Here is a 21,079-nt window from a genome sequence, read left to right as displayed (position 1 = left end):
ACCGAATTACGCGACACGCAAAATTTGTCAACCTCGCTTACGCGGCGTCAGCGACTTTGGGGTTTAGCGTTCGCAAGGTGACGGGCTTGATCTACCTGGTGATCATTGCCTTATGGGCTGCCGTACTCATCCCGATGTGGCTTAAGCGTCACGATCAGGTCAGCGAAGTTCGCTCAACTACGCGCTTCAGTACCGCGATGCGCTCGCTTGGAAATCAGCGTTCGGGAGAGAACATGCCCAACCCACAGCACATTCGTCAGCACAACGGCAATTCCGCGCATGAGCGCGCGACCCAGCGTCGAACCATGGTGCTAGGCGCTCTCACGATCGTGCTCGCAGTGACCTTGGTTGCGGCCTTCGCCTCAATCGCCCCAAAGTGGCTGCCAATAATCTCGGCCGGGCTGGTGACGGCATTCCTGGTCGCAACGCTGCTCACCGCGCCAGCACGCAAGCATTCGCAGCGCACGCTCCAGGCGCCTGTTCGGGCTCAACAGCCCCGTCGCGCAGCGGCTCCAGTCGCGGTTCCAGCTATGGCGGCCGAGGATGACTGGGAGAACTGGAACGCTTGGGACGATGAGAACTCGTGGGAGGCAGTGCCATCGACCCTGCCCACGTATGTCAATTCACCGCGCGCTTCGGTGATTCCCCGACCCATTGACCGAGCCCGTCCCGATGAGTGGAACGGCGAGGCAATGGTGGAGGCCGCTGCCACCATGCGCCGCCATCAAGAGGCCGCGGCGGCCGCACCAGCTCATGTCGATTACCACAACGAGACCGCTGAGATGCCTGCAGTTCGCACTGCAAACGCCTGAATCCTGCACTGATACTGTTCACCCCGCTTCAGGGGCTGTGGCGCAGTTGGTAGCGCGTCTCGTTCGCAATGAGAAGGCCAGGGGTTCGAATCCCCTCAGCTCCACTGGATGATCTACAACAAGGGTTGACGAAAGTGCCATTCAGAACCTGTGGGTGGCATATTTCGTGTGCTTTGGGAGCCGGCAATCAACGGGCATTGCCGTTGACTACCTTCGAGCGCCGATACCATGAACCATGGTGGCAGTGCTTGTCTGGGCGATTGTCGCGGTTGTATGCGTTGTCCTCGAAGTCCTGATCACGGACCTGTCATTTCTTATTTTGGGCGTTGCCGCCGCAGGCGCGGGGGTGTCATCCCTTGTTGGCGCACCCGTGTGGATGCAGATCATTGTCTTCGCGGTTCTTGCGTTCGTGGGTCTTTTCGGCGTACGGCCGCCAGTCCTGCGCCGTCTGGGACTGGCCAAGGAATTCAAAACCAACGTCGACGCGCTTCCTGGTTCACGCGCACGCACTCTGGACGTCATCACCGTTGAGTCTGGCTTGATACGGCTCAACGGCCAGTCATGGTCGGCACGGGTAGACCGTGACGGACCCCTCACCGACCCAATCCCCACCGATGTTGATGTGATGGTCACGCGCATCGATGGTGCCACTGCGCTTGTCCAGCCGTACCACAACTCATAGGAGAAACCCTCGTGGATTCCGTTCCCGCGTTCAGCGCTCTCTTCGGCATACTGTTCGCTCTATTCGTTCTGATCATCGTGTTTCGCTCGATCCGCATTGTTGGACAAGGCGAAACCTTCGTAGTGGAGCGCCTGGGTCGATACAACCGAACCATGACCCCAGGCCTGTCACTCTTGATTCCATTCGTGGATCGCGTGCACCAAAAGATCGACATGCGCGAGCAAGTCGTGTCCTTCCCGCCGCAGCCTGTCATTACCCAGGACAACCTCGTGGTCTCAATTGACAGTGTCATCTACTTCACCGTCACAGATTCGCAAAGGGCGGCATACGAGATGGCAAACCCGCTCATGGGAATCGAGCAACTCACCGTGACAACGCTGCGCAACGTCATCGGGTCCTTGGACTTAGAAGCCACGTTGACCTCGCGCGATGAGATCAACAGTCGGCTTCGCGCTGTGTTGGACGAGGCCACCGGGCAGTGGGGTATCCGCGTAAATCGGGTGGAACTCAAAGCGATTGACCCGCCAGCGTCTGTGCAAGAAGCCATGGAAAAGCAAATGCGCGCCGAACGTGAACGCCGGGCGGTGATCTTGACAGCCGAAGGAGAAAAGGGCTCGGCAATTCTGAGCGCTGAAGGCGCACAGCAGGCCGCAGTCTTGCGTGCAGAAGGTGACAAGCAGGCCGCGATCTTGCGAGCAGAAGGAGAAGCCCAAGCGCTCAACACGGTGGTCCAAATGATTCACGAATCCGGTGTAGATCAGACGGTGTTGGCCTACCAATATCTGAAAACACTCCCCGCGATCGCCAACGGCTCAGCCAGTAAAGTCTGGGTGATACCCGCAGAACTGTCCAAGGCGGTCGGACTGCTTGGCGAAGCGTTCGCTCCGCACAAGGATGTCCCCCCGAACCCGGCTCGCGGCTAGATCCAACTGGGCATCCACATTCGCTGCTGCCATTCGTTGTACGGCAGCAGTTCGCCCGTCCAAACTGGGTAGAGCCACCAGGCCACCACGACGACGGCTCCTACGAGCACGACGAGCGCGATCATCCCGCGCTTACGTCGCAGCGCGCTTGCTGTCTCGGGCCCGAGTAGCGCAGCCGCCGACATTGCAAGCGCAATGGCAATGAACGGAGTGAAGACCACGGTGTAGAACGTGAAAACCGTGCGATTGAGGTAGAGCATCCATGGCAGCCAACCAGCGGCGATGCCCACAAGCACTGCAGCTGAGCGCCAATCGCGTTTGCCGAGCCAACGCCAGAGTTGGTGGAACGTAGCGAGAATTGCGGCCCACCAGATCACCGGATTGCCAAGGGCCAGTACTTCGGCAGCGCAGTTGTCTGTGGGGCAGCCTTGAGTGCCGTCCGTGACGTTGTTCCAATAGAAGGAAGTGGGTCTGGCTTGCAGCAGCCATCCCCATGGGTTGCTGGCATACGCGTGTTCAGTTGTCAGTCCGACATGGAAGTTCCACATCTCGGAGTGGTAGTGCAGGAGTGAGCTCAACGCAGCGATGACGCCAGTGCCAGCTGTCCAATTGCGGTCGTAGCCGTCATCGCTGATGAACCAACCGATCCAGGAGCTCAGATAGGTCGCCACAATGATGGTGCCCGACACAATCACTGTGACGGGAAGGTCTCGGGCGAGCGTTGCGCGCCAAGGGCGCTCGACCCCGATTGCACGGCGAGCGGAGATGTCCCAAACCAGTGACATCAGGATGAATGCGAAGGCGAACCAGATGCCAGACCACTTCACACTGCAGCCGAGTCCGAGCGCAAACGCAGCTGCCCAACGCCAAGGACGTCTGCCGAGTTTTGGACCCCAAGTGCTTGCTGTCAATCCCTCCTGACTGATCATGCTTGCAAGCCGACCGCGCACATGATCGCGGTCGATTAGCAAACAGCCGAAGGCGATGAGCACAAAGAAGCCGAGCATGATGTCGAGCAGCCCGGTGCGGCTCATCACAATGTGCATACCATCGAGCGCCACAAAGAGTCCGGCCAACAAGCCAACCAGATTGGATCGGGTGAGCCTTCGCGCAATGCGTGCGGTCAGAAGGACCGAGATGATGCCAACGATGGCCACGGAAATGCGCCAACCCGTTGGCGTGGCTCCAAGGGTGAGCTCCCCCAGACCGATGATCCATTTGCCCAGTGGTGGATGGACGACGAATGCGACTGATCCATTGAAGATGTCGACCGTGTGCCAGTTGCCGTCAGAATTGAGCAGAATCTTGTCGGAGTCCGAAACCGTTGCCCGCTCCACTCCAAAGCGCAGCAGGGCGAGAGCGTCCTTGGGGTAGTAAGTCTCGTCAAAGATCACTGCGTGCGGTTGACCTAGGTTCCAGAGCCGTAGAACGGCACCGATGGCGGTGACAAGGAGCGCGCTTAGCCATCCTGAGGACTGTGGCATCGGAGGTACGAGTCGCTTCGCAATCGAGGCGGTATCCCTGGCCACAAGCACCTGGTCATCGTAGGTGGATGGGAAGATGCAGCGTGGCTGAGGCAGATGAGAGTCCAAACGATGGGCACGGGAACGCGATCGGCCGGATAGTTCTTGCGGCCACACCGCTTGGCAATGTCGGTGATGCTTCGGCTCGTCTGATTGCGCTGCTCGAAACCGCCGATGTCATTGCCGCAGAGGACACACGACGGCTCCGAAGGCTCGCTGATGGCCTGGGAGTCACACTTGGCGGTCGCGTGGTGTCCTACTACGACGCCAATGAAAAGCAGCGAGCAGTGGAGTTAGTCGATGCCGCGCTTGCGGGTGCGGTGGTGCTCGTCGTCACCGATGCCGGCATGCCCTCGGTGAGCGATCCGGGCTATCGCGTGGTTGCCGAGGCTGTTTCCAGAGGGGTGCCCATCACCGCTGCTCCTGGCCCATCGGCGGTATTGATGGCGCTGGCCGTATCGGGGCTGCCTGTGGATCGCTTCTGCTTCGAGGGCTTCCTGCCGCGCAAGTCCGGTGAGCGGCAGGCGCGCATTCATGGGCTCACTTCAGAGGCGCGAACGATGGTGTTTTTCGAAGCGCCCCATCGGCTCGAAGCGATGCTCGCAGCGCTCGCGACCGGCCTTGGCCCTGATAGATCAGCGGCCGTATGCCGGGAACTCACCAAGACCTATGAAGAGGTGATCCGCGGGAGTTTGGAATCTCTGGCTAATTGGGCAGCCGAAGGTGTGCGCGGGGAATGCACTGTGGTGGTTTCGGGCGCATCGGCCGATGAACTGCGCGCTGCCCGCGGTCTAGTCACCCCGGGAGAGTGGGTTGTCGAGGTGCACCGACGCGAGGGTCTGGGCACTGATCGCAAATCGGCCATTGCTGAGGTGGCTCGCGAGGTCGGAGTCGCACGCCGAGAGGTCTATGACGCAGTCATCCAATCGAAGGCCGCCCAACCGTAGGATCGCGCCATGGCTTCGTTGGACCCCTCGGCTCGCTTCTATGTGACTACGCCGATCTATTACGTCAACGATGCCCCGCACATCGGCCACGCCTACACGACCACAGCAGGTGATTTCCTGACTCGCTGGCATCGCCAAAGGGGCGAGGATGTCTGGTACCTCACGGGCGTCGACGAGCACGGGACCAAGGTTCAGCGGGCTGCTGATTCCGGCGGAGTCACCCCGCACCAGTGGGTGGATCGCTTGGTGGAGTCCGAATGGCTCCCAGTGTTGAAAACCGTGGACGCGGCAAACGATGACTTCATTCGTACGACTGAGCATCGGCATTTGGTCTCAGTTCAGAAGTTCTGGGAAGCGGTTCGCGACAACGGATTCGTCTACGCGGCGCCATACGAAGGTCCGTATTGCGTTGGTTGTGAAGAGTTCAAATTTGCCGCCGATCTCGTTCCTGGCACTGGAGAGTATGAAGGCGAGCAGGTCTGCCCGATTCATGGTCGCCCAGTTGAGCATGTGATCGAGGACAACTGGTTCTTCAAGTTGTCAGCATTCGGCGAGCGACTGATCGCGCATTACGAAGCGCATCCTGAAGCTGTTCAGCCGCCGAGCGCATATAACGAGGTGATGAGCTTCCTTCGCGGTGGCTTGGTCGACATCTCGATGTCTCGTTCGAGTGTGAGTTGGGGCGTTCCGTTGCCATGGGACACCAAGCAGGTGGTCTACGTCTGGTTTGACGCGCTGGTGAACTACTTGACGGCAGTGGGTTATGGCGAGGATGCAGATTCTGAGGCGGGCGAGCAGTTCGCGAGGACCTGGCCTGCCGATGTGCATCTCGTCGGCAAGGACATCCTGCGTTTTCATGCAATCTACTGGCCCGCCATGCTGATGGCCGCTGATCTTCCCTTGCCCAAGCAGGTGTTCGCCCATGGCTGGCTGCTCGTGGGTGGCGAGAAGATGTCCAAGAGCAAGCTCACTGGCATTGCACCCTCGCAGATCATTGATCACTTCGGTTCCGATGCTTTCCGGTACTACTTCATGCGTTCGATCCAGTTCGGCCAGGACGGCTCCTTCTCATGGGAGGAGATGAGCGCGCGCTACACCGCTGAATTGGCCAACGGACTGGGCAATCTCGCTTCGCGCGGGACCGCAATGGTGAATCGCTATTGCGAAGGACTGCTCCCAGCAGCGGGTGAGCAAGGCGTGGCAGAGCAGGCGTTGAGTGATCACCTTGCGCGCGTTGTCGATGAGGCCGATGCGGCCATGGATCTGCTGGATTTCTCAGCAGCCATTGTTGCGATCAAAGGCTTTGTTGATGCAGTGAACATGTACGTGACTGAGCAAGAGCCTTGGGTTCTAGCGAAGGATGAATCACAGTTGGCTCGTCTGCACACTGTGCTCTATGCCATTTGTGAATCGCTGCGGGCGATGGCTGTGCTCTATTACCCGTTGATGCCCAAGGCGATGGACGATCTGTGGTCACAAGTTGGCGCAGAGGCGACCCTCGGTGCTATTGGCGAACAACGCATTGGTGATGTCGCGCGCTGGGGTCAGCTGGTTGAGGGCACGCTGATCACCAAGGGCGCGGGCTTGTTCCCAAGGCTGGAGGAGGTTGGCGAATGACGGTCGCCCCTCCCGAACAACTCGCGGTGCCCGTCATTGATACCCACTGCCACCTTGATATTCACGATCGGCATCTGCATGGTGGCGAATTTCCAGATCCAGATTCGCTCATCGATTTGGCCACATCGGTTGGGGTGACACGAATCGTCCAGATCGGTTGCGATCTTGAATCGGCGCGACTTTCCATCGCCCTTGCGCACACTCGTCCGTCGCTTGTTGTTGGGGTTGGCCTGCACCCGAACGAAGCTCCGCGCATATTTGTTAACGAAGGGCGCGAGGCTCTTGAAGCCGCGTATGTCGCGATCGAGGAGATGGCCGCTGACGAAGTTGTGCGTGCTGTGGGTGAAACAGGGCTTGACTACTTTCGTACCGAAGAAGCACTGCGCGCAATCCAGCAAGAGTCATTCCGCAGGCACATCAGCATCGCCAAGAAACTCAACAAGACCTTGGTCATTCATGATCGCGAATCACATGAGGATGTGATCGACATTCTCATGGGTGAGGGTGCACCCGAGCGGGTTGTCTTCCATTGTTTCAGTGGTGATGCGGCTATGGCGCGCCTGTGTGCAGGGCAGGGTTGGTTCATTTCATTTGCGGGCGTTGTCACCTTCAAGCCAGCTCAGGATTTGCGCGATGCTGCTGCAATCGTGCCCAATGAATTGATTCTGGTTGAAACGGACGCTCCCTATCTGACGCCGGTTCCTCATCGTGGCAAGCCGAATGCCTCCTATCTCATGCCACACACGGTGCGCACTCTGGCTCAGGTGCGCGGAACTGACGAAGCTGCCCTTGGTGCCTTGCTGTGGGCAAACGCCCAGCGCGCATTCGGAACCTGGTGACCGAACTCCTTGGTGCCCGCGAGATCCGAGCGCTGGCGGTGAGATTGGATCTTCGTCCGACCAAGAGGCGCGGCCAGAACTTCGTCATTGATCCCAATACCGTGCAACGCATTGTGCGCTTGGCCGAGTTGGCGCAGGGCTGCTCGGTGCTTGAGATCGGACCAGGGCTCGGCAGTTTGACCCTCGCACTCCTGCAGGCGGGTCATCCTGTCGTGGCAGTCGAAATCGAATCGGTACTGGCTACGCAACTCCCACTCACAGCAGCCGAACACCTGCCTGAGCGAGCAGCGGATCTGCGCGTGATCGAAGCAGATGCTCTGCATGTCACTGAGCTCCCAGTGTCGGTGCAGGCACTTGTAGCAAATCTTCCGTACAACATCTCAGTTCCAGTCCTGTTGCACTATCTCCAGCATTTTCCTGATATCGAACGAATGTTGGTGATGGTCCAAAAGGAGGTTGCTGATCGACTCGCAGCCGGCCCGGGCTCGCGGGTGTATGGAGCTCCGAGCGTGAAGGCTCGTTGGTTTGGCTCCCTTGAACTTGTTGGAACCGTTGGTCGCACTGTGTTCTGGCCGGAGCCCAACATCGATTCAGGGCTGGTTCGGCTTGTGCGCACCGCGCCTCCGCCCTGTGCGGTATCCCGCAAGGAAGTGTTCGCAGTCGTGGATGCAGCATTTGGGCAACGTCGTAAGTCATTGCGTGGAGCGCTGGCGCAATTTGCTGGCTCGCCAGATCTCGCGGAGTCAGCGCTGCGGGCCGCTCAGATTGATCCGGCTGCGCGTGGCGAGACTCTTGATGTCGTGCAGTTCGCCCGACTTGCGGAGTGCCTACTCCGCGGGTGAGTTCAGAATGAACATCAGCAGGACTTAGCCTTCAAGGCATGGCCGGTAACAAGGTGAGCGTCAGCGTTCCCGCAAAGGTCAATCTCCAACTCTGTGTTGGTCCTCGACGAGCCGATGGCTTTCATGAGCTTGCGACGGTCTTCCATGCTGTTGGGCTGCACGATGAAGTCTCTGTTCGCTCCAGCGCTGCAGGCAGCGGTATTGCCATTTCTTGCGCGGGCGAGGGCAATGCCGAGGTTCCCCTGGATTCGAGCAACCTGGCATGGCGGGCTGCAGAACTGCTTGCAGAGTTCGCGCGGCTTGCACCCGATGTAGAGATCACAATCAACAAGAACATCCCAGTGGCTGGTGGCATGGCCGGTGGCAGTGCTGATGCGGCGGCCACGCTGTTGGCTTGCGATGCTCTCTGGAAATTGGATTCCCCGCGATCAGTGCTCGACAATCTGTGTGCCGAGCTTGGCTCAGACGTCACCTTTGCCCTGCATGGCGGCACTGCAATTGGAACTGGCAGGGGAGAGCAGCTGACCGGGGTGCTCGCGCAGGGAACCTTCCATTGGGTCTTTGCGCTGTCTGGCGAGGGGCTTTCGACTGCGGCCGTCTATGAAGAATGCGATCGGCTCCGGGTGGGCGAAGAAGTACCGTCACCATCCGTATCGGAGTCACTGATGCACGCACTTCGCGCTGGCGATCCGGTACTGCTCGGCAAATCCCTTCAGAATGATCTTCAGCCCGCTGCGTTTTCCTTGCGGCCTGCGCTAAGGCGAGTCATCGAAGCCGGGGAGGAAGCAGGGGCCCTTGGCGGCATCGTTTCGGGCAGCGGCCCAACATGCGCATTTCTGGCCCGAACCGCAGAACAAGCCCTCGACATTGCTGTCAGCCTGACCTCTACCGGCCTCGTGCGTTCAGTGAAGAGAACTTCAGGGCCGGTGCCAGGCGCGCGAATCAGTTAGCGGGACTTGCTGATCAACTTGGGCTTGGGCTCCATATTTCCCAAGCCATTCCAGGCGAGGTTGACGACATTGGCAACCATCTCGTCCTTCTTTGGCTTGCGCTCATCGAGCCACCACTGACCAGTGAGCGCAACCATGCCGACGAGCATTTGCGAATACATCGGGGCGAGTTTGGTGTTGATCTTGTGCGCCTTGAACTGCGCTGCAAGCAGATCTTGTACGTGCGCGGCGATGTCGCTGATGACACTGGCGAAGGAAGGGGAGTGCTGCAGACCGACGAGTTGGCTGTCAGGCTCGCGCATCGTGGGGGCATCGCGCACCAGAATGCGGAAGCCGTCGGGGTCGGCCTCGATGTAGTCGAACAGCGCCATTGCTGCACGCTCGAGCAGGATGCGCGCGTTCATCGGGGTGTCATCGGTGGGGTTGAGCGCTTCGCTGATGGTCAGCAGCAGGTCGTTCATCTCGCGGTCAACGATCACTGCGTAGAGGCCTTCCTTGCCACCGAAATGCTCATAGACCACTGGCTTTGAAACATCTGCCTTGGCCGCAATCTCCTCAACACTGACTGACTCGAAGCCCTTGGCCGCGAACAGCCGACGAGCAATGGCGATCAATTGTTCGCGACGTTCATTGCCCGTCATGCGCACGCGCTCGCGAGGCGCAAGTGGACGGGGCTGATGCAGTTCGGAGACGGAGTCGAGGAGGATGTCAGGTATTGCCATGCCTATGCCGGCTTCTGGTACCCGCGGATTCGGTGTGCCAAGGCCGGGTCAACCAGCTTGGCCTCGAGTCGCTCGGGCTTGGGCCAGCGGACGTCGCTGGCCAGATGGAGTCGCTCCATCGTACGGATGAAGATGGCAGCGAGATCGATCTGTCCCTTGAGCACTCCGTGACGGGCGGAGGTGGGCTCGGCGTGGTGCAGGCTGTGCCAGGACTCGCCGCAGGACGGAATCGCCAGCCACCACACGTTGGTCGAGAGGTCACGGGACTTGAAGTGGTGCTTGCCCCAGATGTGGCAGGCCGAGTTGATCCCCCATGTCACGTGATGGACGAAGGCGACGCGTACGAGCCCGGCCCAGAAGAAGGCGGTGATGGCTCCGGCCCATGACCAAGTGATCAGACCGCCGAGGACAGCGGGCAGCAACAGGGATCCGGCTACGAGCGCGGGGTACCACTTGGTGAGCAGCTCAAGGTCGGGGTCGTTCTGGATGTCGGGTGAGTATTGGGCAACAGGAGTCTGCTCCTTGTCGAACAACCAGCCGACGTGCGAGTGCCAGAAGCCCTTGAGCAGCGAGCCGCGGACGTCGCCCTCGAGCCACGGCGAGTGCGGGTCGCCCGGTATATCGGAGTACTTGTGATGCTTGCGGTGATCGGCAACCCACTGCGAGATGGAACCCTCGAGCGCGAAGGAGCCCATGATCGCAAGCATGAACTTGATGCCGCGACCGGCCTTGAACGACCCGTGGGTGAAGAAGCGGTGGTAGCCAACAGTGATGCCCAGGCCGGTGATGGCCCAGAATAGAATGAACAGCGCAATGTCGACCCACGAGAGCCAGCCGCCCCAGGCCACGGGAATGGCGGCCAGCACGGCCAGGAATGGCACGGCGAGGAAGACGCCGATGGTGATGCGCATCGAGAGGCCTTGCGACTGCATCAGTTCGTCAGGGCCCTCCAAGGGAGCGGAGTCAATTGGGTCTGCGGACGGTGAAACCATCATTTGCGAGCTCCTTAGCTCGAGGCGGGTCGCAAGTCAGAAGACCTACGGTTGCGTAAGTTACGGTAGCGTAACCACGGCGCGGCTGCAAGCCAACGACACGCCCTTATCGTGTGACGCTGATCATTCCCGGGTCGTCTAGCGGCAGGACAGCGGACTTTGAATCCGTCAACGGTGGTTCGATCCCACCCCCGGGAGCTTCAGTGCCGCTCAGCCCAGCCGGACTCGTAGATCAGTTGATGATGTCTCCATGCTCATCATCGCGGATAGCAGCCAGCCGATCGCGCCAGGCCCGGAGAGCCTGGGGACTTAGCCTCGTCCAGTCGGTCACTTCGTACAGGATTTTGATCGGTTCGGTGCTTCGGTAGGAGCGGGTTGGGTTGCCAGGGAACTTCTTGTCGGTCACGTTTGGGTCGTCTTCAAATGAGCCCGTTGGCTCAACGACGTACACACGCGGAGCCGCCTCGCCTGCCGCGAGCTCCGCGGCAAGTCCTGCCCCATCACGCAGCGCTGAGAAGTAGATGTGGTTCATCACGATTTCGGGCCGGTAGTTCGACCGGAAGCCGGCTGTGAGGAGATCGCCCTGACGCAGTTCGGCCTTCGTGCCATGGAAGAACGGGCCCTCATCCAGCACTTCACTCACAGCGAAAGCATATGAGGACAAGACTTGCAGGCCCTAAGGTCGGATGATCCCCGGGCTGGACTGAACGTTGACGCTGTCCGCAGTGATTCGATCTGCGCACCGGGGGCTCGACGCCTATGGGAGGAACGCAGTGGATCAGCTAGATCGGGTCGTAGATGTGGCTGGAGCGCCAATTCGCTACAGCGTCAGCGGCCAGGGCACAACAACGATCGCGTTGACTCATGGCTTCCGGGCCCATCATCTGTGGTGGGCGGCCGTGGAGCCCTTGCTGGCCAAGAAGTATCAGGTGGTGCAACTGGACATCAGCGGCAGCGGCGACAGCGGCCACCGTGAGCGATACAGCATCGAAACCTGGGGGCAAGAGGTCAACGCCGTTCTCGCCGACGCTGGAATTGAGCGAGCCATGCTCGTGGGCCACAGTCTGGGCGGCACTTCAGTGGTGATGGCTGCCACCCAAGAGCCAGATCGAGCTATTGGAGTCATCCTGTTCGACACCTTCATTGAGGGGGAGGGGCGATTTCGCCCGATTGGAGCTGCTGCTTCAGCCCCTGTGCGGGTCTACCCAAGCCGTGAAGACGGCGAGGCTCGTTTCCGCTTGATGCCGACCCAAGAAGACGTCGATCCTGAGATTCTGGCTCGAATTGCTGCCTATGGGGTCAAGGAGATACCTGAGGGTTGGACCTGGAAATTCGATCAGATCGTCGCTCCGGTGATCGACGAAGAGCTGTTCAACGCCAGCATTGCCGGCCTCACGGTTCCCTTTCACTATGTTCACGCCGGCCAAAGCGCCGTGGTCAAGCCTGAAGTGGTGCCCTTCCTTCTCGGCTTCGCACCTGATGGCTCGGAGTACACCTTGGTGCCGGGCGCGCATCACCATGTGCCGCTGTCGCACCCGGAGATCTGCGCCCAAATCATCGAGGAATACGCGACTTTATGGACGGCTACTGCGTGAATCGCAGGCAACCTGTTCGGACACCAATCGAGCAGATACGCTCCTGAGTCGTGACACGTCCCGCAGCAGTGGTCATCCTCGCCGCAGGCGAGGGCAAGCGCATGCGTTCGGCCACTCCCAAAGTTCTTCACCAGGTCGCCGGGCGTTCACTGCTTGGCCACGTGCTTGAAGCCGCGGCAGCTCTGGACCCTGAACATGTAGTGGTCGTCGTTGGTAATGGCCGTGAGGCTGTGGTCGCGCACGTAGAAGAAATCGCACCGTGGGCCTTGACAGTGGTGCAGGAAACTCAACAAGGCACCGGCCATGCTGTTCGCATTGCCTTGGGTGAACTCGAACAGCGCGGCATCAGTCTTGGCGATGCACCAGTGGTCGTACTCACTGGCGATACGCCATTGCTCACGGGATTGACTCTTCAGACGCTGATGGTCACGCATCTGGAGTCGGCCGCCCACGCCACGGTGCTTACCGCTCGTCTCACTGACCCTGCGGGCTATGGCCGAGTGATTCGCGATGAGGCACAGACGGTTCTGCGCATCGTTGAGCACAACGATGCCTCAGAAACTGATCTCGAAGTCGATGAAGTCAATTCCGGCATGTATTGCTTCGCAACGGCTGATCTCGTTCGCTTGCTTGCCAAGGTCACTACCAACAATACGCAAGGCGAGGAGTACCTGACGGACGTCATCGGCTTGCTGCGCGATGAAGATGCGTTTGTCGCAGCGTCCCTCTGTGCGACGCCAAGTGAGATCCTGGGCGTGAACGACCGCTATCAGTTGGCTCAGGCTGCGGCAGTCATGCGCGATCGCATCAACGAGCAGTGGATGCGTGCCGGCGTTGCGATCCTGGACAGTGCGACAACCTGGCTTGACGTCGATGTCGAGTTGGAGCCCGATGTCACGATTCTGCCGAACACCACCATGACCGGACCGACCTCGGTTGCACGTGGGGCTCGCATTGGGCCCGGCACCACTCTCGCCTCTTGCGAGATTGGCGAGAACACCTACGTCATCCACACCTGGGCGCAACTGGCCGTCATCGGCGCAGATTCGGCTGTCGGTCCGTACACCTATTTGCGTCCTGGGACCGTGATGGGCAATCACACCAAGGCTGGCGCCTTTGTCGAGATCAAGAACACCAATGTCGGCGATGACTCAAAGGTGCCGCACCTCAGTTATGTCGGCGATGGAGATATCGGTGTTGGTTCCAACATCGGCGCCTCCACCGTGTTCGTCAATTACGACGGCGTTGCAAAGCACCGCACTGTCATTGGTGATCACGTTCGCATCGGAAGCGACACCATGCTCGTTGCTCCCGTGAGTGTGGGCGACGGCGCGTACACGGCCGCTGGCTCAGTCATCACCGAGGATGTGCCACCAGGAGCAATTGCCATTGCTCGTGGGCAGCAACGCAATGTTCTGGACTGGGTCCTTCGCCGCCGCCCAGGTTCTCCCGCGGCCAAGGCAGCTGAGGCTGCGCAAAGAAATCAGGAGGAAGCGTGACCCTGCAAGTGGTTCCCAACCAAAAGCGCATGGTGCTACTCGCAGGACGTTCACACCCTGAGTTGGCCGAGGAGGTAGCCAAGAATCTCGGCATCCCATTGGGGCGCACCTTGGCCTATGACTTCGCCAACGGTGAGATCTTCGTGCGCTTCCAGGAGTCAGTGCGCGGCTGCGACGCCTTCATCATGCAGAGCCACACTGAGCCGATCAACAAGTGGATCATGGAACAACTGATCATGGTCGACGCATTGAAGCGAGCGTCGGCAAAGCGCATCACGGTCATCATGCCGTTCTACGGCTATGCCCGGCAGGACAAGAAGCATCGTGGCCGCGAGCCCATCTCTGCTCGCCTGATCGCCGATCTGTTCAAGACTGCTGGCGCCGACCGCTTGATGACCGTTGATCTGCACACCTCGCAGATTCAGGGCTTCTTCGATGGACCCGTCGACCATCTCTTCTCGTTGCCGCTGCTGGCTCGACATGTCCGTGAGCGCTTGGACAACTCAAGCATCACGGTTGTCTCGCCAGATGCCGGACGAGTTCGCGTGGCCGAGCGCTGGACCGATGTGTTGGGTGCTCCACTTGCAATCATCCACAAGCGCCGCGATCCGGATGTGCCCAACCAGGTCAAGGTCCTCGAAGTGGTCGGTGACGTTCGCGATCGCCTCTGTGTCGTGGTTGACGACATGATCGATACCGGTGGCACGATCGTGAAGGCCGCTGAAACTCTCTTCGAGTACGGAGCCAAGGAAGTCATCGTGGCCGCCACTCACGCGATTCTCAGTGACCCGGCACGCGAGCGCCTCCAGAACTCGGCGATCTCAGAGGTGGTGGTGACCAACACCCTGCCGATTGCCGAGGAGAAGATGTTCCCTAAGCTCACGGTCCTTTCGATCGCGCCGATCTTGTCTCAGGCGATTACCGAGGTGTTCACCGACGGCTCAGTCACGAGCATGTTTGAGGACAGCCCGGATTCGGAAACTGTCTCCTCGCACTGATACGATCTTGCCTCTCCTCGGCGAGGGTGCCAAACAGCACCGTGATCGACGAAGGTCAGCGCCCAATAGCGCTCTGCCGAGGCGCACTGACCACCGATCGAGGAGTTTCACGTGTTACAGGTAGACATCACCGCCCAGTCCCGTTCAGATTTCGGTAAGGGTGCTGCGCGCCGTCTGCGTCGTGAAGGCTTGGTTCCTGCCGTGCTCTACGGCCAGGGTTCAGAGCTCGTGCACATCGCACTTCCCAACCACGATCTTGATCTTGCTCTGCGCAAGTCGCACGTGGTGTTCTCGCTGCATTTTGATGGCAAGACCATCATCGCCAAGCCCCGCGATATTCAGCGCGAGCCAGTGAAGCGCTACATCGAGCATGTTGATCTCATCATCATCACCGCATCTGAGGCACAGGCTCGCAATGACGAGGCCGTGGCAGATATCGCCGCCGCTGTTGCTGCGGCACAAGCTGCCGAAGAGGCAATCAGCATCGCTGCTGCCGCTGGCGAGTTCGACGAGCCTGTAGCTGAAGAGGCGACCCCAGCGGAGTAGTCGATGACCTGGATGATTGTCGGGCTCGGCAATCCTGGTCCGGAGTATGCGAACACCCGGCATAACGCTGGCGTCTTCGTCGTTGATGAACTCGCAGTTCGAATGCGAGGCATCTTGGGTCGACATAAGCGAGCAATGGCCGCGGTTCTTGAAGCTCGAGTAGGTAGTCCCGGATCTGATGAACGGGTAGTGCTCGTCGAGCCTTGGTCGTTCATGAATGCATCAGGCGGCCCAGTGAAGGCGCTCATGAGTTTCTACGACATTGATATCGAGCACCTCGTCGTTGTACATGACGAACTTGATCTGCCGTTTGGCACTGTGCGGGTGAAACTGGGTGGCGGCGACGGCGGGCACAATGGACTCAAGAGTCTGCGCAGTTCGCTTGGATCAGGTGAGTTTGCTCGAGTTCGCTTTGGGATCGGTCGTCCTTCGGGTCGGCAGGATCCGGCTGAGTTCGTGCTCAAGCCTTTCGCGGGAACCGAGCGCGAGGAGATTCCGGAAATTGTGAGCCGTTGTGCAGATGCGGTGGAGACACTGGTGTTGCGAGGCGTGGACCACGCGCAGAATCAATTCAATGGAGGACGAGATGACCAAGCTCAGTGACGCGGAGCTCTCCTCGCTCATCGCGCAGCAAGCGGGTCAGGTGCTCCTTCAACTGCGTGACTCCTTTGGCACCCTTGATCCAAGCGACAAGGAGCAGGCCGACTCGCTGCGCAAGCAAGGCGATCGCGTCGCCCATGAGTTGCTCGCCGCCGCTCTGGGAGAGCATCGCCCGCAGGATGCCTTGCTGAGTGAAGAGGGCGCGGACAACGCCGACAGGCTCGATGCCACCAGACTCTGGATCGTTGATCCACTTGACGGTACTTGGGAGTACGGACAGGGCCGCAAGGATTTTGCGGTGCATGTTGCGCTGTGGGAGCCAGCCGAAAAGCGGCTTTCGGCGTGCACTGTTGATCTGCCGGCACAGGGAATCTGCCGTTCAATGCTGGATGTCGTGCCAACAGAACCGGTGTTCCCGACCGATCGCCCAGTTCGCGTCGTCGCCTCACGCACTCGACCGCCGGCCAATCTCGGTCTGACTCTGGCCAGCCTTGGGGGAAGGCTTGCGGCCGCCGGCTTGAACCAGCACGGAGTCGAGCTGCTCGATGTTGGCTCAGTTGGTGCGAAGGTGAACGAGCTGGTCTCTGGCCGGGCCGAGATCTACGTGCACGACACCGGTTTCTACGAGTGGGATGTTGCGGCCCCGTACGGAATCGCCAAGCACTACGGCTTCGTGCCCTCACACACCAATGGCGATGAGATCGAGTTCAATCACATGCCACCCTGGGTACCCAACCTGCTCGTGTCGCACCCAGTGATCGTTGACTACGTTCGCGATGTGCTCGCGGAGGCTGCACGCGAGTGAGCCTGAGCGGATTACTCCAGACGCTTGCGCGAGCCGATTCCTTTCGTGCCGTCCGCGAGCAGGCCTTTGCCGGCGGACGCATTGCTTCGCCACGCGCGGTCCAACCGATTCTTGCGGCACTCCTCGCCGCTCCAAGACCCGTTGGTGCACAACGTCGATTGCTCGTGGTCACGGCGACCGGTCAAGAGGCCGAAGATCTTGCGGCAACGGTGCGGGGATTGGTGCCAGGCCTGGAGATCGCTGTGCTGCCTTCGTGGGAGACCCTCCCTCATGAGCGGATGTCGCCTTCTTCGGACACCATCGGTCGTCGAGTAGCCATACTTCGCCGCCTTGCTCATCCAGATGATTCTGATCCGCTCTTGCGTTCTATCGACGTTGTGGTGGCATCAGTGCGGGCAGTTGTGCAGCCGATCGCTGGCGGCCTTGGAGATGTCGAGCCAGTGCGACTTCGAGTGGGCGACGAGTACGACCTTTTCGCACTAGTGCAGCGGCTGGTTGAACTCGGCTATGAGCGCATGGATCTCGTGGAGAGGCGTGGTCAGATCGCGGTGCGCGGAGGCATCCTCGATGTATTCCCACCGAACTCTGAACATCCACTTCGTGTTGAGTTCTGGGGGGATGCTGTTGAAGAGATCAGGTCCTTCACCGTCACTGACCAGCGCTCGCTGGACAACGCTCCCGATGGCTTGTTCGCACCGCCGGTGCGCGAACTTCTCCTCACTGATGCGGTGCGGGCGCGAGCAGCAAAACTTGCGCAGGACAATTCTTCGATCCACGACATCTGCGCACAACTGGCTGAAGGCGTGACCATGGATGGCATGGAGGCGCTGATTCCAGTGCTCACGGAAAAAGTTGAGCCGCTGATCTCCTTCCTGCCCGATTCGACCTCCGTCGTGCTCATTGATCCAGAACGAGTGCGCACCCGCGCTCACGATCTGGTGCGCACGGCTGATGAATTTCTCGCGGCGTCCTGGCATAACGCCACAGTCGGCAATAAAGCGCCGATTGATCTTTCGGGATCGAACTTCTTCTCCCTTGATGAAGTACGAGATCAGGCGCTGCGTCGCGAATTGCCCTGGTGTGAACTCACCCCCTTGTTCATGGATGAGTCCCTTGATCTTGACGCCGGCCTGTCCGTCGCGGCTTCAGGCATTGAGATCTATCGCGGCGAAGTGACCAGGGCCATTGAAGACATGCGCAAGTGGACGACTTCTGGTCAGGCAGTTGTGCTGGTGAGTGAGGGACACGGATCGGCGGAAAGGCTCGCTGAATCCCTGGCCACCGAAGGCGTCGCATGCGTGTTCGCCGAGTCACTCCTTGACAGCCCCTCACCCTTGATCGTGACGGTCACGGTCGGCTCCTTGGAGCATGGCTTTGTCGCGCCTGAGAGCTCGCTGATTGTGATCACGGAGCGCGACCTCGTGGGCCAGCGAGCCTCCACAAAGGACATGCGCAAGCTCCCATCGCGGCGACGTCGAGCAATCGATCCGCTGACTTTGGTTGCTGGCGATTTTGTGGTGCATGAACAGCATGGTGTTGGCCGCTATGTCGAAATGATGCAGCGCGAAGTTGGCGGAGCCACGCGCGAGTACCTCGTGCTGGAATACGCGGCAAGCAAGCGCGGTCAACCTGCTGATCGATTGTTCGTTCCAACAGATCAACTCGATGGCGTGACGAAATATGTTGGCGGCGAGATGCCAAGTGTCCATCGACTCGGCGGCGCTGATTGGCAGAAGACCAAAGGCCGAGCGCGCAAGGCAGTCAAAGAGATCGCTGGCGAATTGATTCGCCTCTACGCCTCACGCCAAGCCTCTGTTGGCTACGCGTATGGCCCAGATACACCTTGGCAGCGCGAGTTGGAAGATGCCTTCGCCTATGTCGAGACTCCCGATCAGTTGATGTGCATCGACGAGGTCAAGCAGGACATGGAACGAGCGGTGCCCATGGATCGTTTGATCTGTGGCGACGTTGGCTACGGCAAGACCGAGATTGCCGTTCGCGCAGCATTCAAGGCCGTGCAAGACGGCAAGCAAGTCGCCGTGCTTGTTCCCACCACCTTGCTCGTTCAACAGCATGTGTCCACCTTCGGCGAGCGCTACGGCTCCTTTCCGATCAAGGTTGGCGCACTTTCGCGCTTCAACACTGACAAGGAAGCCAAAGCGGTGCTCGCCGGAGTCGCCGATGGAACTGTTGATGTCGTGATCGGCACGCATCGCCTGCTTACTCCTGATGTGCGCTTCAAGGATCTTGGCCTAGTGATTCTCGACGAAGAACAACGATTTGGCGTCGAGCACAAAGAGCATCTCAAGGCTCTGCGTTCCAATGTCGATGTGCTCGCCATGTCGGCCACCCCAATTCCGCGAACTCTCGAGATGGCGGTGACCGGAATTCGCGAGATGTCCGTCATCCAGACCCCGCCCGAAGAGCGTCACCCGGTTCTCACCTTTGTCGGGCCCTATGACGAAAAGCAGATCTCGGCAGCAATTCGCCGTGAGCTGCTTCGCGATGGTCAGGTGTTCTTCGTGCACAACCGGGTGGATTCAATCGAACGGGTAGCCAGCCGGCTTCGCGATCTCATTCCGGAAGCGCGTATTGCCATCGCGCACGGTCAGATGGGCGAGCAGGCCTTGGAAAGCGTGATTGTTGATTTCTGGGAGCGATCGGTCGATGTGCTTGTCTGCACGACGATCGTCGAATCTGGTATTGACATCGCCAATGCCAATACCTTGATTGTGGACCGCGCCGACATGTTCGGACTTTCGCAGCTCCATCAACTTCGTGGTCGCGTTGGTCGCGGTCGCGAACGTGCGTACGCGTATTTCCTGTACAACCCGGAAAAGCCGATGACCGAAACCGCACACGAGCGACTGGCGACCATTGCCCAACACACTGATCTCGGCTCGGGCATGCAGATCGCTTTGAAGGATCTTGAGATTCGCGGGGCCGGAAACCTGCTCGGAGGTGAGCAGAGCGGGCACATCGCAGATGTCGGCTTCGATCTCTATGTACGTCTGGTCGGTGAAGCACTGGCTGAGTACAAGGGGGAGTCTGCTGTGGAGCATGCCGAGATGCGCGTCGAGCTTCCGCTTGAGGCCCACATCCCTCATGACTACATCGGGCACGAGCGCCTTCGGCTGGAGGCTTACAAGCGGCTTGCTGACGCCATGAGCAATGAGGCTGTTGACGAGGTGTTTGCCGAGCTCACTGACCGCTATGGCCCGGTGCCAGCGCCAGTTGAGACTCTGTTGGCGGTCGCCAGGCTCCGGGTGCTTGCCCGCAGAGCCGGCTTGACCGAAATCGTGGCCCAGGGCAATGGTGTCCGGTTCCAACCAGTGGAACTCCCAGAGTCCGCCCAGATGCGGCTGACCCGCCTGTACCCGAACACTCTTATCAAGGGTGCGGTCAATACGATCGTGGTGCCGAGGCCGAAGACCGCCCATGTGGGTGGACAAGCGGTGCGAGGTACCGACCTGCTTGATTGGGTGGCGGAGTTCATTCGCGCTACGTTGCCCTTGACCCTCGAATCAACGGAGATTTCCAGATGACCATCTCTCGTCGCCGAGCACTGATCCCCGCGGCAATCCTGGCTCTCGGACTCATCATCTCGGGCTGTTCGAGTACGTCGAATGGTGCCGACGCTGCAGTCGTCGGGGAAACGCACATCACCAACGAGCAATTGGATTCGATCACCACTGCTGTGCTAGTGGCCCAAGGCAAGCCGGTAAATACTTCCGATTCGCCACTTGTGACGCAAACGTTGAACTGGCTGATCGTGATGGACCTGCTCGAGCAGATTGCCGTTGACAACAGCATCGTGCTCACCCAAGGCGAGATTGATCGAGAGCGTGAGGGCGAGCTCAAGGCAGCGGGCAGCGAGGCCGAATTGACGGATGCCTACCTCAAGCAACTGGTGCCAACGCAACAGATCGATGAACGTATTCGCTTTGCATTGCTTGCTCAGAAAATCGCGGCTGCCATCGCACCCGGACAGAGCAGCGATGCAGCAACGACGGCATTGATCACCACTGTCACCGCCAAGAGCAATGCCTTGGATCCACAGGTGAATCCGCGTTATGGAACTTGGGATTCGACCAATCTGCAGATCGGCAGCTCAACCTCAGGCTTGTCGACTCCTGCGCCGACGGCGACGCCCGCGGGCGCAACCGCCCAGTAATTTCCACATTCTC

General features: G+C 59.6%; 20 protein-coding genes and 2 tRNA genes. 18 read left to right on the top strand and 4 right to left on the bottom strand.

All coding sequences use genetic code 11. The features are described from left to right. Nucleotides 1–77 precede the first annotated feature (77 nt). The 4 genes from Q7L55_07315 to Q7L55_07300 all read left to right on the top strand — a co-directional run bounded on the left by Q7L55_07315 (nt 78) and on the right by Q7L55_07300 (nt 2,417). The gene (locus tag Q7L55_07315; protein ID MDO8732363.1) at nt 78–812 is read left to right on the top strand and encodes a hypothetical protein; all 735 of its coding nucleotides are present in this window, start codon (nt 78–80) and stop codon (nt 810–812) included. A gap of 31 nt (nt 813–843) precedes the next feature. After that, nucleotides 844–916: transfer RNA gene (locus Q7L55_07310), tRNA-Ala, on the top strand. A gap of 131 nt (nt 917–1,047) precedes the next feature. Beyond that, nucleotides 1,048–1,494: an NfeD family protein gene (locus tag Q7L55_07305; protein ID MDO8732362.1), complete on the top strand. Its 447-nt coding sequence runs from the start codon at nt 1,048–1,050 to the stop codon at nt 1,492–1,494. An 11-nt stretch (nt 1,495–1,505) separates the two neighbouring features. Continuing rightward, a complete protein-coding gene (locus tag Q7L55_07300) occupies nt 1,506–2,417 on the top strand; it encodes an SPFH domain-containing protein (protein MDO8732361.1) in 912 nt (303 codons plus the stop codon). Here the strand turns inward: Q7L55_07300 and Q7L55_07295 are convergent. After that, on the bottom strand, nt 2,414–3,952 hold the full coding sequence (locus Q7L55_07295) for a phospholipid carrier-dependent glycosyltransferase (protein MDO8732360.1): 1,539 nt from the start codon (nt 3,950–3,952) through the stop codon (nt 2,414–2,416). The genes Q7L55_07300 and Q7L55_07295 overlap by 4 nt on opposite strands. Nucleotides 3,953–3,984: 32 nt before the next feature. On the opposite strand from Q7L55_07295, the gene rsmI reads away from it, so the two are divergent. The 5 genes from rsmI to Q7L55_07270 are packed head-to-tail and all read left to right on the top strand — an operon-like array spanning nt 3,985 to nt 9,135. Then, nucleotides 3,985–4,887 (top strand): 16S rRNA (cytidine(1402)-2'-O)-methyltransferase, encoded by a 903-nt coding sequence (rsmI, locus tag Q7L55_07290; GenBank protein ID MDO8732359.1) that lies wholly within the window; start codon nt 3,985–3,987, stop codon nt 4,885–4,887. Nucleotides 4,888–4,896: 9 nt separating this feature from the next. Beyond that, on the top strand, nt 4,897–6,504 hold the full coding sequence (gene metG, locus Q7L55_07285; protein ID MDO8732358.1) for a methionine--tRNA ligase: 1,608 nt from the start codon (nt 4,897–4,899) through the stop codon (nt 6,502–6,504). After that, nucleotides 6,501–7,343, top strand: coding sequence for a TatD family hydrolase (locus Q7L55_07280; GenBank protein MDO8732357.1), 843 nt, complete (start codon nt 6,501–6,503; stop codon nt 7,341–7,343). The genes metG and Q7L55_07280 overlap by 4 nt, the downstream gene beginning before the upstream one ends. Beyond that, complete coding sequence (gene rsmA, locus Q7L55_07275; GenBank protein MDO8732356.1) at nt 7,340–8,185, top strand: 16S rRNA (adenine(1518)-N(6)/adenine(1519)-N(6))-dimethyltransferase RsmA; 846 nt, start codon at nt 7,340–7,342, stop codon at nt 8,183–8,185. Before Q7L55_07280 ends, rsmA begins: the two co-directional genes overlap by 4 nt. A gap of 38 nt (nt 8,186–8,223) precedes the next feature. Then, on the top strand, nt 8,224–9,135 hold the full coding sequence (locus tag Q7L55_07270; protein MDO8732355.1) for a 4-(cytidine 5'-diphospho)-2-C-methyl-D-erythritol kinase: 912 nt from the start codon (nt 8,224–8,226) through the stop codon (nt 9,133–9,135). Here the strand turns inward: Q7L55_07270 and Q7L55_07265 are convergent. Continuing rightward, nucleotides 9,132–9,857, bottom strand: a complete 726-nt coding sequence (locus tag Q7L55_07265) for a TetR/AcrR family transcriptional regulator (GenBank protein MDO8732354.1) — start codon at nt 9,855–9,857, stop codon at nt 9,132–9,134. The genes Q7L55_07270 and Q7L55_07265 overlap by 4 nt on opposite strands. Nucleotides 9,858–9,859: 2 nt before the next feature. Next, entirely contained in the window at nt 9,860–10,852 is a 993-nt protein-coding gene (locus Q7L55_07260) for an acyl-CoA desaturase (protein ID MDO8732353.1), read from the bottom strand. A gap of 124 nt (nt 10,853–10,976) precedes the next feature. Here Q7L55_07260 and Q7L55_07255 point away from each other — a divergent pair. Then, nucleotides 10,977–11,047, top strand: a tRNA-Gln gene (locus Q7L55_07255). A gap of 34 nt (nt 11,048–11,081) precedes the next feature. Here the strand turns inward: Q7L55_07255 and arr are convergent. Continuing rightward, nucleotides 11,082–11,492: an NAD(+)--rifampin ADP-ribosyltransferase gene (gene arr / locus Q7L55_07250; GenBank protein MDO8732352.1), complete on the bottom strand. Its 411-nt coding sequence runs from the start codon at nt 11,490–11,492 to the stop codon at nt 11,082–11,084. 130 nt (nt 11,493–11,622) lie between these two features. Here arr and Q7L55_07245 point away from each other — a divergent pair, with 130 nt between their 5' ends. The 8 genes from Q7L55_07245 to Q7L55_07210 all read left to right on the top strand — a co-directional run bounded on the left by Q7L55_07245 (nt 11,623) and on the right by Q7L55_07210 (nt 21,066). Next, nucleotides 11,623–12,444, top strand: coding sequence for an alpha/beta hydrolase (locus Q7L55_07245; protein MDO8732351.1), 822 nt, complete (start codon nt 11,623–11,625; stop codon nt 12,442–12,444). Nucleotides 12,445–12,494: 50 nt separating this feature from the next. After that, nucleotides 12,495–13,943, top strand: a complete 1,449-nt coding sequence (glmU, locus tag Q7L55_07240; protein MDO8732350.1) for a bifunctional UDP-N-acetylglucosamine diphosphorylase/glucosamine-1-phosphate N-acetyltransferase GlmU — start codon at nt 12,495–12,497, stop codon at nt 13,941–13,943. Continuing rightward, nucleotides 13,940–14,941, top strand: coding sequence for a ribose-phosphate diphosphokinase (locus tag Q7L55_07235; GenBank protein ID MDO8732349.1), 1,002 nt, complete (start codon nt 13,940–13,942; stop codon nt 14,939–14,941). Before glmU ends, Q7L55_07235 begins: the two co-directional genes overlap by 4 nt. 111 nt (nt 14,942–15,052) lie before the next feature. After that, nucleotides 15,053–15,487, top strand: a complete 435-nt coding sequence (locus Q7L55_07230; protein MDO8732348.1) for a 50S ribosomal protein L25 — start codon at nt 15,053–15,055, stop codon at nt 15,485–15,487. A 3-nt stretch (nt 15,488–15,490) separates the two neighbouring features. Continuing rightward, complete coding sequence (gene pth, locus Q7L55_07225) at nt 15,491–16,090, top strand: aminoacyl-tRNA hydrolase (protein ID MDO8732347.1); 600 nt, start codon at nt 15,491–15,493, stop codon at nt 16,088–16,090. After that, nucleotides 16,074–16,892, top strand: coding sequence for an inositol monophosphatase family protein (locus Q7L55_07220; GenBank protein ID MDO8732346.1), 819 nt, complete (start codon nt 16,074–16,076; stop codon nt 16,890–16,892). Before pth ends, Q7L55_07220 begins: the two co-directional genes overlap by 17 nt. Further along, entirely contained in the window at nt 16,889–20,437 is a 3,549-nt protein-coding gene (gene mfd / locus Q7L55_07215; protein ID MDO8732345.1) for a transcription-repair coupling factor, read from the top strand. Before Q7L55_07220 ends, mfd begins: the two co-directional genes overlap by 4 nt. Then, nucleotides 20,434–21,066: a hypothetical protein gene (locus Q7L55_07210; GenBank protein MDO8732344.1), complete on the top strand. Its 633-nt coding sequence runs from the start codon at nt 20,434–20,436 to the stop codon at nt 21,064–21,066. The genes mfd and Q7L55_07210 overlap by 4 nt, the downstream gene beginning before the upstream one ends. The last annotated feature ends 13 nt before the right edge of the window (nt 21,067–21,079 follow it).

The sequence above is a fragment of the Actinomycetota bacterium genome (assembly GCA_030650795.1).
Classification (GTDB): Bacteria; Actinomycetota; Actinomycetes; order S36-B12; family S36-B12; genus UBA11398.
The sequence above is the reverse complement of the archived record's forward strand: the minus strand, read 5'-3'. Positions and strand labels throughout refer to the sequence as shown.